Source organism: Bacteroidota bacterium (genome assembly GCA_016718825.1).
In the GTDB taxonomy this organism is placed as follows: domain Bacteria; phylum Bacteroidota; class Bacteroidia; order J057; family JADKCL01; genus JADKCL01.
Window position 1 is genome coordinate 18643 of record JADKCL010000035.1, and the last position, 15512, is coordinate 34154.

Here is a 15512-nt window from a genome sequence, read left to right on the forward strand (position 1 = left end):
TCCACAGGCTCAGTATTTTCTCGACTTGATTCGCAAGGCAAAGCGAGGCAAACTCAAGATTTATATCGGGATGAGTGCCGGCGTGGGCAAAACCTTTCGCATGTTGCAAGAGGCCCATTCCCTACGCAAAAACGGCATTGATGTACAATTGGGATACATCGAAACCCATCAACGTAAGGAGACCCAAGCATTATTGGTAGGATTGCCTGCAATTCCACGAAGGAAAATCTTCTACAAAGGAAAGGAATTGGAGGAAATGGACGTGCAGGCCGTGATCGCGGCAAGACCGGAAGTCGTGATCGTCGATGAACTCGCGCACAGCAATATCGAGGGAAGCAAGAATGAAAAACGCTGGCAGGATGTGTTGGAAATTCTGTATGCAGGGATCAATGTGATTTCTGCCGTCAACATTCAGCATCTCGAAAGTCTCAACGAAGCCATCAAATTCATTACAGGTGTGGAGGTACAGGAGCGTGTGCCTGACTTGTTGCTTGCGCAGGCGGATGAGGTAGTAAACATCGATTTGACCGCCGATGAATTGATCGCGAGGCTCAAAGAAGGCAAAATTTACACGGCTGACAAGGTCGAAACTGCCTTGCGCAACTTTTTCCAATCGGAAAAGCTCTTGCAGTTGCGCGAATTGGCCTTGAAAGAAGTCGCCTCGCAGGTATTGCGCAAGGTCGAATCAGAGGTTCCACAAGTGACTGCGCACCGGCACGAGCGGATTCTCGCCTGCATTAGCAGCAATGACCGCATTGCCAAAAAGGTCATCCGTAAAGCCGCGCGTTTGGCCGGCTACTACCATGCCAAATGGTACGTGCTTTATGTGCAGGCCGCCGCCGAAAATCCCGACAGGATTGCGTTGGACAAGCAGCGGCATCTCATCAATAATTTTATGCTGGCAACGGAACTCGGCGCAGAAATCATCAAAATCCAGAATGACCACATCCCCAATGCCATTCGGGAAACTGCCGTACAAAACAAGATCACCACGGTCTGCATCGGCAGACCCACCTTTAGCATCTTGAAGACCCTGTTTTCCAGCGACATCCTACTCAGTTTGCTGAAAAAAACGCATTCTTTGGACATTGACCTTATTATTGTATCATGAAATTTTCGATCAAGGCCAAGCTCTCGCTCGGCGTCGGCTTACAATTTTTCTTCATCGTCGTTTCCGTGTTGGCGGGACTCATATCCGTCAATTTCCTTACGACCGACACCCGCAATATTCTCAGGGCCAACTACGATTCCCTGGAATATTGCCGCAACATGGGGATCGCGCTAGAGGAACGTGATGCGAAATCCCTGCAGACATTCAGCGAAAACCTGCAAAAACAGCAACGCAACATCACGGAACCCAGCGAAAAAGCTCATACCGATACCCTCACCGCAGATTTTGCAGTGTTTCAATCGTTTCCAGATAGCGTTGAGGTGCAGCAACGCATTCGGCAACTCCTGAATGTGATTACTGGATTGAACCTCAAGGCCATTCAAAAGAAAAGCGAAATCGCCCAACAAACGGGTAAAACGGCCAACATCATCATGGGCACAGTCGGCACCTTGAGCTTCGTTTTTGCCCTTATTCTGCTGGTCAACCTTCCGCATAGCGTCGGCGAACCCATCAAGCGGTTCACCGAAAGCATCCAACAGATCGCCAATAAAAATTACGCTTGGCGAGTGGATGAAAATCGCGGAGATGAATTCGGGGAAATGGCAAAATCCTTCAATGCCATGGCTGCCAAACTCGAGGAATATGAAAGCGGCAATCTGGCGAAAATGCTGTTTGAAAAGCGCCGAATTGAAGCCCTGATCAACCAAATGCACAATCCCGTCATCGGATTTAATGCGGAACAGGTGATCCTTTTTGCCAACAATGCCGCACTGAAGATTCTCAACCTCAACAGCACACAATTGCTTGGCAGACCCGCAAACGAGGTCGCAGTCAACAATGACCTTCTGCGCAATCTGATTGTCGGCCTCCACCCCGCCGAACTCAATGCTGAAATTCCGACGACTGCCGCAGCTCCGCTCAAAATCTTCGCCGACAACAAGGAGAGTTATTTTGAGAAGGAAATTGTCCATGTGACCGTTGCCTCCACCGAAGGCAAGGGCGAAACCTTTATCGGCGACGTGCTCATTTTGCAAAACATCACGCAATTCAAGGAACAAGACGCAGCCAAAACCCATTTCATTGCCACCGTTTCCCACGAATTCAAGACGCCCATTTCCGCCATTCAAATGAGTCTGCAATTGCTCAAAAATGAGAAAATAGGGACGCTCAATCCCGAACAAACGAGTTTGTTGGCAAGCATTGAAAACGATGCCGAACGCTTGCTGAAGATCACCGGCACGCTGCTCGACCTGTCGCAAGTGGAAAGCGGACATATCAGCCTCAATGTTTTGCCCGTTCCGATCAAGGAAATTGTCGACTACGCCCTCGGCGCCACCCGCGTCCAAGCCGAACAAAAAGGCATCCGGATGGAAATCACCTACGCCGATCCGCAAGCCACCGTCCTTGCCGACAGCGAAAAAACAGCTTGGGTCCTCACGAATCTGATTTCCAACGCCATCCGGTATTCCTACGAACATTCAACCGTGTTTCTGACCACGCAACTTCACAACGGCCGCCTGCGTGTGAGCGTGCGCGACACCGGCCAAGGCATCGCCCCACAATATCAAAGCAAAGTCTTCGAACGCTACTTCCGCGTCCCCGGGATGCGCACCGAAGGCACAGGCCTCGGCTTGGCCATCAGCAAGGAATTCATCGAAGCCCAAGGCGGCAAAATCGGCATGGAAAGCGACTTTGGAAGCGGAAGTCTGTTTTGGGTGGAGGTTTTGGTGGGGTGAACAAGAGCTTAAAAAAGCATTTCCAGAACTTTTTCATGCAAAGTCTCATTTGCACTTTGCATTCCCCGAAGGGCTTCAATGGTCGTTGCCCTCGATACTCGGGGCGTAGCGCACCCGCCCCACTTCAAGAAGTTCCCGTATCCGACCCGCTCGCACCGAAAAATCGCCGTGCAAGTGCCGCATCCTGCTTGCGGTAGGCATGGTAGGGTTCCGATTGCGCGAGCAAATACCGCTTGATGAACCACCGTAAAAGGAACATTAACAAGCGTTTCCAGAACGGGGTTTCAGCCTTCAGCTTCACGAAATAGCTGTCAATTGTATCCCTTCGGAAATGAAGAATGTCCTCCAAATCCTGACCATCGGCATAATATCCGCAATGGAAATTGACCTCCGCAAAGGCCTTTTCCGGAAAATTGAGTCTCCCCAACCCCAACAAGGCGAAGGACCGCTGCAGAAAATCGCGGTACATGATGCGGCAAGCCTCCCCGCCGCCAAGATTGAAAATCCGGCGGGACAACAGCTCCCGCTTTTGCAGTGCGCCCACCAACGCACGCGCCGTATCGGTCGGGGTCGCAATTTCCATGCACGTCGCCAAGGGCATGTGAAACATCAACCCCGACAACTTATGCCCATCCATGATGGCTGTCAACCGGAAAACAGACCAATCCAATGCGCTATCCTGAAGACATTGTTCCGCCGCGATTTTGGTTCGCGCATAGGCATCGCCCGCGCTTGGCTGCAACGCATCCCCCACCCGTATCCACGGATTCGCAAGCCGGTCCCCATAAATCGCAATCGACGAACTGTACAAGAGGAAGGCCCCGGGTGCATACAGCTCAAGGTTCTTCACAATATTCGCGGTGCCGACCACATTCACCTGATAAGCCAATTCGGGCAACGCATCGGCCTGCGGGGGGATCAATGCCGCCAAATGAATCACATAGTCCACATCCTTGCAGGCCGCCGCACTATCCTGCAACTTCGAAATATCCCCGTAAATCACCTCGATCTCGTCCTTGTAGGGTGCGTAGAACCGTGAAGCTTCCGGCGACCATTTGTCGAACACCGTCAGCCGATAGCGCGACCGATCCTCATGAAGCAACTCCAATACGGCCCGGCCCACAGTCCCCGAGGCACCCGTCAACAATATGTGCGGCTTTTCACCCATCATAGCCAATCTTGAACCAACAAAGCTCCGGACTTCGAAGCCCGAAAATGCAAATCTCCCTTCCGCGCTGAAGAAATTCCATGAAGTTGATCAGGATTGCAGGCGAATTTGGTCAACGGGAGGATGAAGTCGCTTGCTGACCGCCAAGATCGTCACGACCCGATTCGACGGAATTCCTCAAGCGGAGTAGCCAGGCATAGGACTCGTCAGGCACATCGCGCCCATCAAGGACAAAGGCCGCCCCAATGCACGAATATCGATTGCGCCTATCCGTAAAGGCCTGCACACAAGCAAAAACCGATTCGAAAATAAGCCGGGAATTTGATGGTCAACCGTTCCCCTCAAACATACCCCCGCAAAAATTGCAAGCCTGCGATGATACCCAATACCATCAAGGATGCCCATATCAGAAAGACGGTGAATGGGCTATCGAGAGAACCGTGATAGCATGCGAAGTTACAATTGTCAATCGTCCCCCTTTCCATTGTTGGGGTTCATAAGCGGATTGGGAAAAATCGTCGTGAGCATCGACATCCTGCCCAAATGCAATCAGCAAAACAACCCGCACGCGATGCCCTTCCCACGGAGCGACGTGGACAGTAATCACGCAACCTGCAGAGGGCTTACAAATTGAATCCCAAGCCGATTGCATTCTGCAAATAGAGGTCGTTGCCGCCGCCGTGCAGCATCTTGTCCACGACGTCGGTAGCGAAATAGCCCATGCGTAACTCGTAAAATGCATGAAGGCGCGCGTTAAAATTGAAGCGCAGATTTGCCCCGCCATTGAAGGAAACAAAGGTGCCCTCTTCTACGCAACCCATCTTCATGAAATCAATCGTTTTGTTTAGCCCGATGCCAGCTGACAGCGAAGGAGCGAAGCGCGCATCTTCCTTGAGCAGATAACCATTCGCAAACTTGTATTGGAGCGCGGCCACGCCGGTGACCATGTGTGAGCTCAGGATTTCATTCATCGCCTGTATGCGTTCCTCGACGGTGTTGGGCGTGTAGCCATAACTGCCGTACATGCCGGTAACTTTGATGCCTAGCGAACGGTTCAGTGCAAAATCGACGCCCAGGGTACCGACGCCATACATGCAACTGCTGTATCGGAAGAGATCATTTCCCATGTCGCCCCTGTACTGCTGCGCCCCAAAACTCGCATTCACCTCAAAACGATGGATGAACGATTGCGCAAAAAGGCTGATGGAAAATACCAAGAGAAAGAGTGTGAGAATTGTTTTCTTCTCCATATCCTACATTGTGTTTATTGTGCGCCTGACCCATTCAGTTGCAGGATGGAATTTCGGGAATCGAATCTAGAATTGCAAACGCGATGGGACGGAACTTACAGAGCAATAAGCGCTTGGCCGCGAGGTCACAGGCGGTAGTGAGGAGGAGGATAGTTAGGAGACTGAGTTGGTGGAGCTTCTTCCCTGCGTTCAGATGTATTGCAGATCGCATTTTAATTGAGCCTGTTCTTTGGGGCGAAATCTCTGATCGAAGGAAGCGCTTGATATCCGGTAAATTAATCTCAAATGCCTCATTTTCCATAGACTGCGGCCCGCTCGAGGCGTTGGGTCGAATACAAGGAATACTACGATGGCCTTATCAGGGGTCGCCGATGCATTTTGTCTATCATAAAAAAATCAGCATTTTCCTTGGTATCAGATTTACACGGCCCTTTTCCATGAATAGCCAACAAAGACTGCGTTGGTTTTCGCCAAGGCTGGGACTCGTTGGCTCATGAGAAATCGCAGCCCACGATTCCCTTCACCTAGCCCCTATTGGTACTGCCCAGATTCAGAGGAGGACTTATATTCCAATGCACTCGCAGAATTGTGGTTGTGTTCTTCCTCATTGCACCGGGGCATTGAAATTTTTGCAAAGAGCTGAGGGACCGCGCGCACTTGTTCGGGCGTATGTTCCTTGGCTGCGCCCTTCCTCAGTGGGAGGGAGGGACCCGCTGCCCACCAAGTTACACCAGCGCACCTGGCCTGCGACCAGGTCGGAGACCCACAGCCCACAGTCTCAATTTCAGCACCACCCTGGCTCTCAATCGCTGCCTTTAGCTGCGAAACAAGCCCAACCCGACTTCACCCTGTGATTCTGTAAATTCTGTAAATTCTATTCTGGTCCACTTGTTGATTTGGTGCTACCCGTCCTCACGAGTCTCACGCCCAGCCGAGCTGGCAACATCGGCGTTTCGGCGGGACGCCGACGCCTCAAAAGGGACACCAACCCGACAATTCACCCAAAGTGTGATTCCGTAAATTCTGTAAATTCTGCAAATTCTGATCTAACTTGCACCCAAATTGACTCCGCGATGCGCATTTTGATTGTCGAAGATGATCCTACCATTGCCAATTTCCTGCGGGAAGGTTTGGCCGAGGAGGGTTTTGCCGTCGATGTCGCCGACAATGGAAAAGCCGGACTTGCCTTGGCACTCGATCCCGCTGCCGAATATGATGTTTTGCTGCTCGATTGGATGGTGCCCGGCATGACAGGCATCGACATCTGCCGCTATGTCCGCAAGGAAAACAACGACGTACCCATCATTTTCCTCACGGCAAAGGATACCGTTGACGATGCCGTATTCGGTTTGGAAGCCGGGGCGAATGACTACGTCCGCAAGCCGTTTTCCTTCGAAGAATTGCTCGCCCGCATCCGAGTGCTGATGCGCAAACGCGCGCAAGCCACGCTCGTTTTCAGCGCCGGCAATGTCGAACTCAACATCGAAAGCCATAGCGTGCTCAAGGCGGGAAAGCCCGTCGAATTGACCCAAAAGGAATTCGCGCTCCTCGAATATTTGCTGCGCAACAAGGGCAAGGCTTGCCGTCGCACCCGCATCCTGGAAAGCGTATGGGACATTCATTTTGATTACGACAGTTCGGTCATTGACGTGTATGTCAATGGTTTGCGGAAGAAACTTGATGCCCCGGGCGAACCTTCCCTGATTACGACAGTACGCGGAATCGGCTACAAAATCGAGGACAATCCGTGAGACTCAAGTTCAAAACCAGGATTGCGCTGTTCAATACGATTGCCGTGGGCATCACCACGGCCTTGGTATTTGGCTTAATCTATTTGGTGGTGCGTCAAACGGCCTACAAACACCTCGCGGATGACATTCAGGTTGAAAAAGAAGAGGTATTCGCCAGTCTTGCCATCTCCGGAGACACCATCAAACTCAACAAGATGGTCGAATGGGACGAAGCCGAACACAGCAAAATCGAGGTGAATCCGACCTTTTTGCAAATTGTGGACCTGAATGGAAGGGTGATTTTCCATTCCAGAAACCTGCTCGATGGCCAAATCCTCTATGATCCCGACAATACCCGCGAAACCTATTACAATTCGGAAATGAGCGGGCAGCAGATTCGCCTCGGTCAATTTCCCGTGAAGAATGCCGAGGGTAAAATCCTTGGGCAGCTGACAATCGCCATTTCACAGCAAGAGTCCTATTTGATCGTCAATAACCTGTTGTTGTTTTTGTTGATTGCCTATCCGCTCGTGTTGTTGGTACAGTTTTTGGCCTCCGGATTGGCCGCTTCCCAAGGAATTGCGCCCGTGCAACTGTTGCGAAAAACGGCGGCCGGGATCAGCGATGCCACCCTCGGTACAAGGCTGGAATTGCCCAAACGCAAGGACGAATTGTATGACTTGACGTTGACAATCAACGAATTGCTGGAACGTATCGAAACCAGCCTGATGCAGCAAAAGCAATTCACAAGCGATGCTTCGCATGAGATGCGCACGCCGCTCGCGGGCATCCGCGGGACGCTCGAAGTATTGCTGCGCAAGCCCCGCGAACCGGAAGTTTATGTCGAAAAAATCCGGGCAACGCTCGCGCAAGTGGACCGGATGGACCAATTGTTGGAGCAATTGCTGCAACTCGCACGCATTGAAAAAGGTGTGCTCAAGGCAACCATTAGCGAAATCGACCTTGGTCCATTGCTGCTGCAGGTGGCAGACCGCTGGAAACAACAAGTCGCCGATCATCCGATCAACATTACGGTCGCCATCGCACCGGGAACCAAGGTCGAAGCGGACCGCATTTGCCTCGAAATCATGCTCGACAACCTTGTGAGCAATGCCGTCAAATATGGCCGTCCAAACGGGCACATTCAATTGTCTTGGCAATCCGCGACGTGGGAATTAAAGGTGATCGATGACGGAATCGGGATTCCGGCAGCACAATTGCCCTACATTTTCGACCGTTTTTACCGCGCCGACGCTTCCCGCAGTTCGGCAATCAAGGGGAATGGCCTCGGGCTCTCGATCGTGCAAAAACTGGCTAATTTGCAAGGAATCGGCATCCACGTGACAAGCGAGGAAGGCCAAGGAACCACCTTTGTTTTGCAGTTCCGGTAGGGAGGCTGGTCGGAATTGAAACACTTTTAAGCAAACCTTAAGAAAACCCCAAGGAAATCTACAGGCTGTGCCCGTGAGATTTGTGCTGTTACCTTGAAGAAGATGAAAAAGCACAGTCGAATGCTCACGTTGATCGCACTTGCCGCCATGGTGGCGCTGTCTTCCTGTGAACGGAAAGCCAATGCCCCCGGCACGTTGCGCCTTCCCTTGGGTGCTTCCGAACCGATCCCGGCCGCTTCGGCGCCGACGATGGAGACCCATGTCGCGGATCTGACGACGGCTTTGGAGGTCGAACTCAAGGCTACCGCTAAATATGCAGCCTTTGCAAGGCAGGCATCCGCGGAAGGACTGCCGGAAATTGCGCTGCTGTTTCAGGCAACCGCCAAATCTGAGGCCGTGCATGCAAGCAATCATCAAGCGGCCTTGGAAGAGTTCGGCGCACCCATCCCGCAGGTGTTTCCGGATTTCAATTTGGGAAAAACGGAGGAAAACTTGCGCGCGGCCATTGCAGGCGAAGGCGACGAGGTGGACCAATTGTACCCGGAATTTATCGCCCGTGCCACCGAGGTGCATGCGGAGATGGGCCTCCAAAGCCTGAAATATTCCTACAAATCCGAATTGAAGCACAAGGCCTTGTACGATGCCGCAATTGTGGCGCTGCAGGCGCATGACCTCTCCAAATTACCCGATCAATATTATGTTTGTCCGACTTGTGGAAACCTCATTGCTGATAGCCCGCACAAGCGTTGCGATATTTCGATGACTTCCTCCGATAAGTTCCTGTTGATCAACCGTCTCGCGATATAGGAAAATTAGTGATGGAGATGGTTTGATTTGTTGACCGGATGAAGCTGCCCCGCTCCCGAAAGGCCGGATAACCCAAGGGACGGGGCGGTTCATCCAACAAAAGAGATTCCCTGTTAGAACATTAAAAAATAGCGTTATGGATCAAGTACATGTTCACCTGCTTATCACCCACTTACCCATCTTCGGATCGGTTTTGGCCGGATTGGTGCTCGCCTACGCAATATTTGCCAAAAGTGAGCAGACCAAAATTGCGGCTTATGGTTTATTGGCCATTTCCGCGGTGGGCGCATTGATAGCCTACCTCACGGGAGAAGGTGCCGAGGAAGCCGTGGAAGGCCTCCCGGGCGTCATGGAAAGCATTATCGAGCAACACGAGGACTTTGCCATGTTTGCGCTCATCGGCCTGTTGGTCACCGGTGCCGCGGCCATTCTCGGCATTGTTTTGACCCTGCGGAAATCTTCGCTGAGCGGCACGCTTGCCATGGTGGTCTTGCTTTTGTCGGCGGTGAGCTTTGGCTTGGTGGCCCGTACGGGTTACCTCGGCGGCCAAATCCGGCATACGGAAATCCGGGGTGCAGGCGGAGCTGCAGCTGCGGGTGCCACGGAATCGGAAGAACAAGAAGGGGAGCATGACGACGACTGATTTTTCGGTATTGCGTTCCTTCATTCATCAATAAGATAAGCGTTAGAAGAAATGAAAATCAATCACAAATATGTTTTGGCCACACTCGGACTCGGTTTGGGCCTGCTTTCGGGCTGTACCTGGGACAAAGTGGAACCCGATGTTTGCTTCGAATCCGAAGTACTGCCCATTTTTGTCACATATTGCAGTACGCCGGGATGCCACAATTCGATCGACCGGGAAGAAGACTACGACTTGACGAGTTATGCCGGTATCATGCAGGGTGTCACCCCCAAGCACGTGAGCTCCTCGGAGGTCGTGACGGCGATGAATGGTTTTGGCGAAGACCACATGCCGCCCAACAACTATCCGCAACCTTCTGATGGGCAGATCGCTACCATCAAAGCCTGGGTCAAATCCGGTGCAGAAAACACGACGAATTGCAGCACGGTGAGTTGCGATACAAGTGCGGTGGTGAGTTTCAGCGTGGACATCCAACCGATCATGGACAACTATTGCGTCGGCTGCCACAGTGGCGGCAATGCGAGTGCGGGGGTGGATGTGAGCACCTACGCTGCTTTGAAGCCACATGCTGAAATCGGCAGGCTCCAAGGAGCCATGTCGGGCGATCCGCAATACGCCACCATGCCGCCGAGCGGCAACTTGTTGCCGACCTGCTACGTCGACAAAATCAACAAATGGGTCGCCGCAGGCGCACCCAACAACTGATTTTCCAGCAGCAGCAGCGTTAGCGATGGGACGCATTTCGACAGTGACGGACTTCCGCAAGGAATCCGGTGAGCGGGGACAACAGGTAGCCGGCGGGCCGCGCTTTGCAATTCTGCCATTCCAAGGATACATTTGTAGGATGAAGGCGTTGCAAGCATTCATGGCTGTCTGGATTCTCGTCTTGTCACTGCTCCCCTGCTTTGACAAGGCCGATCATGCCCATGAACATGGTTGCCACGACCTTGCCAAGGAATCGCAAACGGCAGCGGTGCAGACCCACCAAACGGAACATGGTGCCGACTTCGAATTGTGTTCGCCGTTTTGCCACTGCAGTTGCTGCCATACGAGTGTGACGTTCTTTCACCTCGAGGTCATGCAATCCCAAACTGCACCTTGCAATGCTGTCTTCGCAAGCTTGGAAGACCAAATGCAGCCGCAACATCGGGGCAGCATCTGGCAACCGCCCAAAGCCTGATTGCTTCAGCTGCACGGGAGCTCCATGCCCTGAAATTCCATCCGGATTTTCAAAAGTTGGCAACTCAATTCCTGTTTTCCAAAGGTTAATGCAATTGTTATATGTTGGATCAAATCATTCGATTTTCCATCAAGAACAAAGCTTTGATTGGTTTGATGACCGTGGCCCTGATCGTTTGGGGTGTCTATTCGGTCACGCAATTGCCCATCGACGCAGTTCCTGATATTACGGACAATCAAGTACAGGTGCTCACGGTTGCACCTTCGCAATCCGCCCAAGACATCGAGCGTCTTGTGACATTTCCGGTCGAACAAACCATGGCGACGATTCCCGGAATCCACGAAATCCGGTCGTTTTCCCGCTTCGGACTCTCGGTGGTCACCCTCGTTTTCAAGGAGCATGTCGATGTCTATTGGGCGCGGCAGCAAGTCGGCGAAAGGCTGGTCGAGGCCAAGGCCCTGATTCCGGAGGGTATCGGCAGCCCGGAAATGGCGCCGCTCACGACCGGGCTCGGCGAAATCTACCAATACGTCATTCGTCCCTTGCCCGGCTACGAAACCAAGTATGATGCGATGGCCCTGCGCACCATCCAAGATTGGATTGTCAGGCGGCAATTGCTCGGCGTCGAAGGCGTGGCGGACGTGAGCAGCTTCGGCGGCAAACTCAAGCAATACGAAATCGCGTTGAATCCCGAACGCCTGCGGTCGATGGATGTGAGCATTACCGAAGTCTTCGCAGCCTTGGAAAGCAATAATCAAAACACGGGAGGCTCCTACATCGACAAGCGCCCATATGCTTGGTTCATTCGCTCGGAAGGTCTCATCGAAAACCTCGAAGACATCGGCAACATCGCCGTCAAAGTCGGTCCGGACGGCATTCCGGTGCTGATGCGCGACGTCGCCAAGATCGACTACGGCTTTGCCAAACGCTACGGCGCCATGACCCGCAATGATGAAGGCGAAGTGGTCGGCGCGATCGTAATGATGCTCAAAGGCGCAAATTCCAGCAGCGTCATCGAGAATGTCAAAAGCCGCATTGCCCAAATCGAAAAGACGCTGCCACCCGGCGTGGCCATCGAACCCTACTTGGATCGCACGAAACTCGTGGACAAAGCCATTTCGACCGTGACGCGGAACCTTACGGAAGGGGCCCTGATCGTGATTTTTGTGCTCGTTTTGCTGCTCGGAAACCTCAGGGGCGGCATGATCGTGGCCTCCGTCATTCCCTTGGCGATGCTGTTTGCGGTCGCGATGATGAACATGTTTGGCGTTTCAGGCAACCTGATGAGCTTGGGCGCCATCGACTTCGGTTTGATTGTGGACGGCGCGGTGATCATTGTCGAAGGGACTTTGCACCACCTGGCACACAGCAAAAAAACGGGCCTGCTCACGCAAAAGGAGATGGACCATGAAGTGCATCGTTCGGCAAGCAAGATCATGGCAAGCGCGGCATTCGGAGAAATCATCATCCTGATCGTCTATTTGCCCATTTTGGCTTTGGTCGGCGTCGAAGGGAAAATGTTCAAGCCCATGGCACAAACGGTTTCGTTTGCCATTTTGGGGGCTTTCCTCCTCTCGCTCACCTACGTGCCGATGATCAGCGCTATTGTCCTGAGCAAGCGCATCTCGACCAAACGCAACATCTCGGACCGCTTGGTCGGTTTCATCCAAAAGCTCTACCGCCCTACCCTCGAATTGGCTTTGCGTTTCCGTTGGATCGTGATTTCTGCAGCGGTCGCCTTTCTCGGATTCGGCATCCTGGTTTTCACTTTTCTAGGGGCCGAATTCATCCCGACACTCGAGGAAGGTGATTTTGCTGTGGAAACCCGGGTTTTGACGGGAAGCAGCATGGAGGAAACCATTTCTGCCGCAACGCGCTCGGCCAAGGTGCTCAAGGATCATTTCCCCGAAGTCAAAACCGTCGTCGGGAAGATCGGCAGTTCGGAAATACCGACCGACCCGATGCCCATCGAAGCCTGCGACTTGATCGTGGTGCTCAAGGACAAATCGGAATGGGTCAGCGCCAAAGGACGCGAGGAATTGGCCGAGAAGATGCAGCAGAAACTCGAGGAGCACGTCCCCGGCGTTTCCTACAGTTTTCAACAGCCGATTCAAATGCGCTTCAACGAATTGATGAGCGGTGCACGCCAAGACGTCGTCGTCAAGATTTATGGAGAGAATCTGGATTCGCTCACAAAACTGGCAGAAAAAGTCGGCGAATTGGCAGGCTCCACCGAGGGTGCCAAGGACTTGTATGTCGAGCAAGTTGGTGGCTTGAGCCAAATCGTGGTGGCCTACAAACGGCCGCAGATCGCGCAGTTTGGCCTGACGATTGCCGATGTGAATACTGCTTTGAATACTGCAATGGCAGGACAGGCAACGGGCAAGGTCTACGAAGGCGAAAGACGTTTTGACCTCGTGGTGCGCTTGGATGCGAATGCCCGGCAAAGCATTGAAGACGTGCGCAATATCCCGATTGAAACGCCGACCGGCATGCAGATTCCCTTGAGTGTCGTTGCCCAAGTCGATTTCGAAACGGGTCCCAATCAGATTCAGCGCGACGATGCCAAACGGCGCATCATCGTCGGCTTCAACGTGCGTGGCCGTGACGTGGAAAGCGTGGTCGAGGAATTGCAGCAAAAGGTCGAAAAGGGTATCCAATTTCCGGAGGGCTACTACCCGACCTACGGTGGCACATTTGAAAACCTGATCGCGGCCCGTGCACGTTTGTCCATTGCCGTTCCGGTGGCCCTGTTGCTGATCTTCCTGCTGCTGTTTTTCACCTTCAAGTCCTTCACGCAGAGCATGCTCATCTTCACGGCGATTCCGCTGTCGGCCATCGGTGGCATCCTCGCTTTGTGGACCCGTGGAATGCCGTTCAGCATCTCGGCGGGGGTCGGCTTCATTGCCTTGTTTGGGGTGGCGGTGCTCAATGGCATCGTGCTCATCGCCGAATTCAACCGGCTCAAGGAAAGCGGAATGGATGACCTGCGGGCGATCATTTTGCAGGGCACCGCGACCCGTCTGCGGCCCGTGATCATGACGGCGGCCGTGGCCTCGCTCGGCTTCCTGCCCATGGCCATCAGCGGTTCGGAAGGTGCTGAAGTGCAACGCCCGCTCGCCACCGTCGTCATCGGCGGATTGGTGACAGCGACCCTGCTGACCTTGGTGGTCCTCCCCTGCTTGTATATGCTCTTCGAATCTGCCCCCAAACGCAAGAAAAAATCCTCCGTGGCCGCGCCCGCAGCCGCGATGATTGCCTTGCTCCTCTTGTTCGCTCCCTTGGTGACGCAAGCCCAAAACACCGGACTGAGCTTGCAGGATGCGATTTCCAAGACCTTGCAGCAGCATCAGCACGTGCGGCTCGCGGAGATGGACATTCTCTACGAACAGCAACTCGTCCAGGCGAGCAGCAGCATTCCCAAATTGGATGTGGGCATGACGTTTGGGCAGTACAACAGTGCGGTCACCCGCGACAATAACTTGACGCTGCGGCAGACGATCCCGTTCCCGACGACGTTTGCGCGGCAGCGTTCGCTCGCGGATGCGCATGTGGCTGTCGCTGTGCAGGCGAAGGCGGTCACGCAAAACGAAGCCATCCTCCAACTGCGGGAAACTTGGCTCACTTTGCAATACCTGCATGCCAACCGCAGCTTGTTGGAGCGGCAAGACAGCATTTTTGCAGCCATGGAACGGGTGGCGACAATTAGGTTTCAAGCCGGCGAAAGCAATTTGTTGGAGAAAACCACCGCGGCGACGGGCCGGAGCCAAGTCGAAAATCAGCTTCGTCAAAATGCTGCCGACATCGAGATTTGGCTCAACCGCTTGCAACTCATCCTCAATGGCGGTTCGCTCACGGAATTCACCGATACGCAACTTGCAAGAATGCCCAAGCCGACCGCGCTGCTTGTGGATAAGGTCAGCGAAAATCCGCAGCAAGCCTTGCTCGACCGCCAAATAGACGTCGCCGAAGCGGACCGCAAGGTGACCGGCAGTCAGATTTTGCCCGACATTTCGGTGGGTTACTTCAATCAGACGCTTATCGGTTTTCAGACGGTCAATGGCGCCGAAACCTATTTTGGACCGGAAAAAAGGTTTCAAGGCTTTACCGTCGGATTGGGAATTCCGCTCTGGGCAAAACCCGAACTTGCCAAAGTCAAAGCAGGGAAGATTCTGGAACAGAAGGCGAGCTTGGAAGCCGAGCAATATGACAAGACCGTGGATGCAGCGTTTGCGCAGGCCAAGCAAAATCATCAGAAACTCTGGACGAGCCTCGATTGGTTTGAAAGCAGCGGGATGAAAAATGCGAATTTGATGTTGCGTCAGAGCACATTGGCATTCGAAGCCGGGGAAATCGATCACCTCGGGCATTTGTTTACGGTGCAGCAATCGATCAGCATCCAGGAAAACTACCTCGCGACCTTGCTGGAATACAACATGAACATCCTGCAAATGCAGTATCTGTTGGGCAACATCACCACCATTGAACAATAA

11 protein-coding genes are annotated in these 15512 nt (G+C 53.0%); 9 read left to right on the plus strand and 2 right to left on the minus strand.

Features of this window, described 5'->3' with window-relative positions; genetic code table 11:
• Positions 1–70: 70 nt before the first annotated feature.
• Together IPN95_25000 and IPN95_25005 are read left to right on the plus strand one after the other, a co-directional pair.
• A complete protein-coding gene (locus tag IPN95_25000) occupies positions 71–1111 on the plus strand; it encodes a sensor protein KdpD (GenBank protein MBK9452628.1) in 1041 nt (346 codons plus the stop codon).
• Entirely contained in the window at positions 1108–2847 is a 1740-nt protein-coding gene (locus IPN95_25005) for a HAMP domain-containing protein (GenBank protein ID MBK9452629.1), read from the plus strand. Before IPN95_25000 ends, IPN95_25005 begins: the two co-directional genes overlap by 4 nt.
• A gap of 124 nt (positions 2848–2971) precedes the next feature.
• Here IPN95_25005 and IPN95_25010 read toward each other — a convergent pair whose 3' ends face one another.
• Together IPN95_25010 and IPN95_25015 are read right to left on the minus strand one after the other, a co-directional pair.
• Entirely contained in the window at positions 2972–4015 is a 1044-nt protein-coding gene (locus IPN95_25010) for an NAD(P)-dependent oxidoreductase (GenBank protein ID MBK9452630.1), read from the minus strand.
• Positions 4016–4638: 623 nt separating this feature from the next.
• On the minus strand, positions 4639–5265 hold the full coding sequence (locus tag IPN95_25015; protein MBK9452631.1) for a hypothetical protein: 627 nt from the start codon (positions 5263–5265) through the stop codon (positions 4639–4641).
• A gap of 1073 nt (positions 5266–6338) precedes the next feature.
• Between IPN95_25015 and IPN95_25020 the strand changes: the two genes are divergently transcribed.
• From IPN95_25020 to IPN95_25050, 7 genes are all read left to right on the plus strand, one after another.
• Positions 6339–7016 carry a response regulator transcription factor gene (locus IPN95_25020; GenBank protein MBK9452632.1) on the plus strand — a complete coding sequence of 226 codons (678 nt, stop codon included), beginning with the start codon at positions 6339–6341 and terminating at the stop codon, positions 7014–7016.
• Positions 7013–8386, plus strand: a complete 1374-nt coding sequence (locus IPN95_25025) for a hypothetical protein (GenBank protein MBK9452633.1) — start codon at positions 7013–7015, stop codon at positions 8384–8386. Before IPN95_25020 ends, IPN95_25025 begins: the two co-directional genes overlap by 4 nt.
• 102 nt (positions 8387–8488) lie before the next feature.
• Positions 8489–9193, plus strand: coding sequence for a rubrerythrin family protein (locus IPN95_25030; protein MBK9452634.1), 705 nt, complete (start codon positions 8489–8491; stop codon positions 9191–9193).
• Positions 9194–9329: 136 nt separating this feature from the next.
• Positions 9330–9836, plus strand: a complete 507-nt coding sequence (locus IPN95_25035; GenBank protein MBK9452635.1) for a hypothetical protein — start codon at positions 9330–9332, stop codon at positions 9834–9836.
• A gap of 51 nt (positions 9837–9887) precedes the next feature.
• Positions 9888–10544, plus strand: a complete 657-nt coding sequence (locus IPN95_25040) for a hypothetical protein (protein ID MBK9452636.1) — start codon at positions 9888–9890, stop codon at positions 10542–10544.
• 25 nt (positions 10545–10569) lie between these two features.
• Positions 10570–11019: a hypothetical protein gene (locus IPN95_25045; GenBank protein MBK9452637.1), complete on the plus strand. Its 450-nt coding sequence runs from the start codon at positions 10570–10572 to the stop codon at positions 11017–11019.
• A gap of 101 nt (positions 11020–11120) precedes the next feature.
• Positions 11121–15512: a CusA/CzcA family heavy metal efflux RND transporter gene (locus IPN95_25050; protein MBK9452638.1), complete on the plus strand. Its 4392-nt coding sequence runs from the start codon at positions 11121–11123 to the stop codon at positions 15510–15512.

Excerpts from the sequence above, each read along its gene's own strand:
- IPN95_25000 (MBK9452628.1), top strand. The coding sequence starts at position 71 with ATGAGTGCCGGCGTGGGCAAAACCTTTCGCATGTTGCAAGAGGCCCAT.
- IPN95_25005 (MBK9452629.1), top strand. The coding sequence starts at position 1,108 with ATGAAATTTTCGATCAAGGCCAAGCTCTCGCTCGGCGTCGGCTTACAA.
- IPN95_25010 (MBK9452630.1), bottom strand. The coding sequence starts at position 4,015 with ATGGGTGAAAAGCCGCACATATTGTTGACGGGTGCCTCGGGGACTGTG.
- IPN95_25015 (MBK9452631.1), bottom strand. The coding sequence starts at position 5,265 with ATGGAGAAGAAAACAATTCTCACACTCTTTCTCTTGGTATTTTCCATC.
- IPN95_25020 (MBK9452632.1), top strand. The coding sequence starts at position 6,339 with ATGCGCATTTTGATTGTCGAAGATGATCCTACCATTGCCAATTTCCTG.
- IPN95_25030 (MBK9452634.1), top strand. The coding sequence starts at position 8,489 with ATGAAAAAGCACAGTCGAATGCTCACGTTGATCGCACTTGCCGCCATG.
- IPN95_25035 (MBK9452635.1), top strand. The coding sequence starts at position 9,330 with ATGGATCAAGTACATGTTCACCTGCTTATCACCCACTTACCCATCTTC.
- IPN95_25040 (MBK9452636.1), top strand. The coding sequence starts at position 9,888 with ATGAAAATCAATCACAAATATGTTTTGGCCACACTCGGACTCGGTTTG.
- IPN95_25045 (MBK9452637.1), top strand. The coding sequence starts at position 10,570 with ATGGGACGCATTTCGACAGTGACGGACTTCCGCAAGGAATCCGGTGAG.
- IPN95_25050 (MBK9452638.1), top strand. The coding sequence starts at position 11,121 with ATGTTGGATCAAATCATTCGATTTTCCATCAAGAACAAAGCTTTGATT.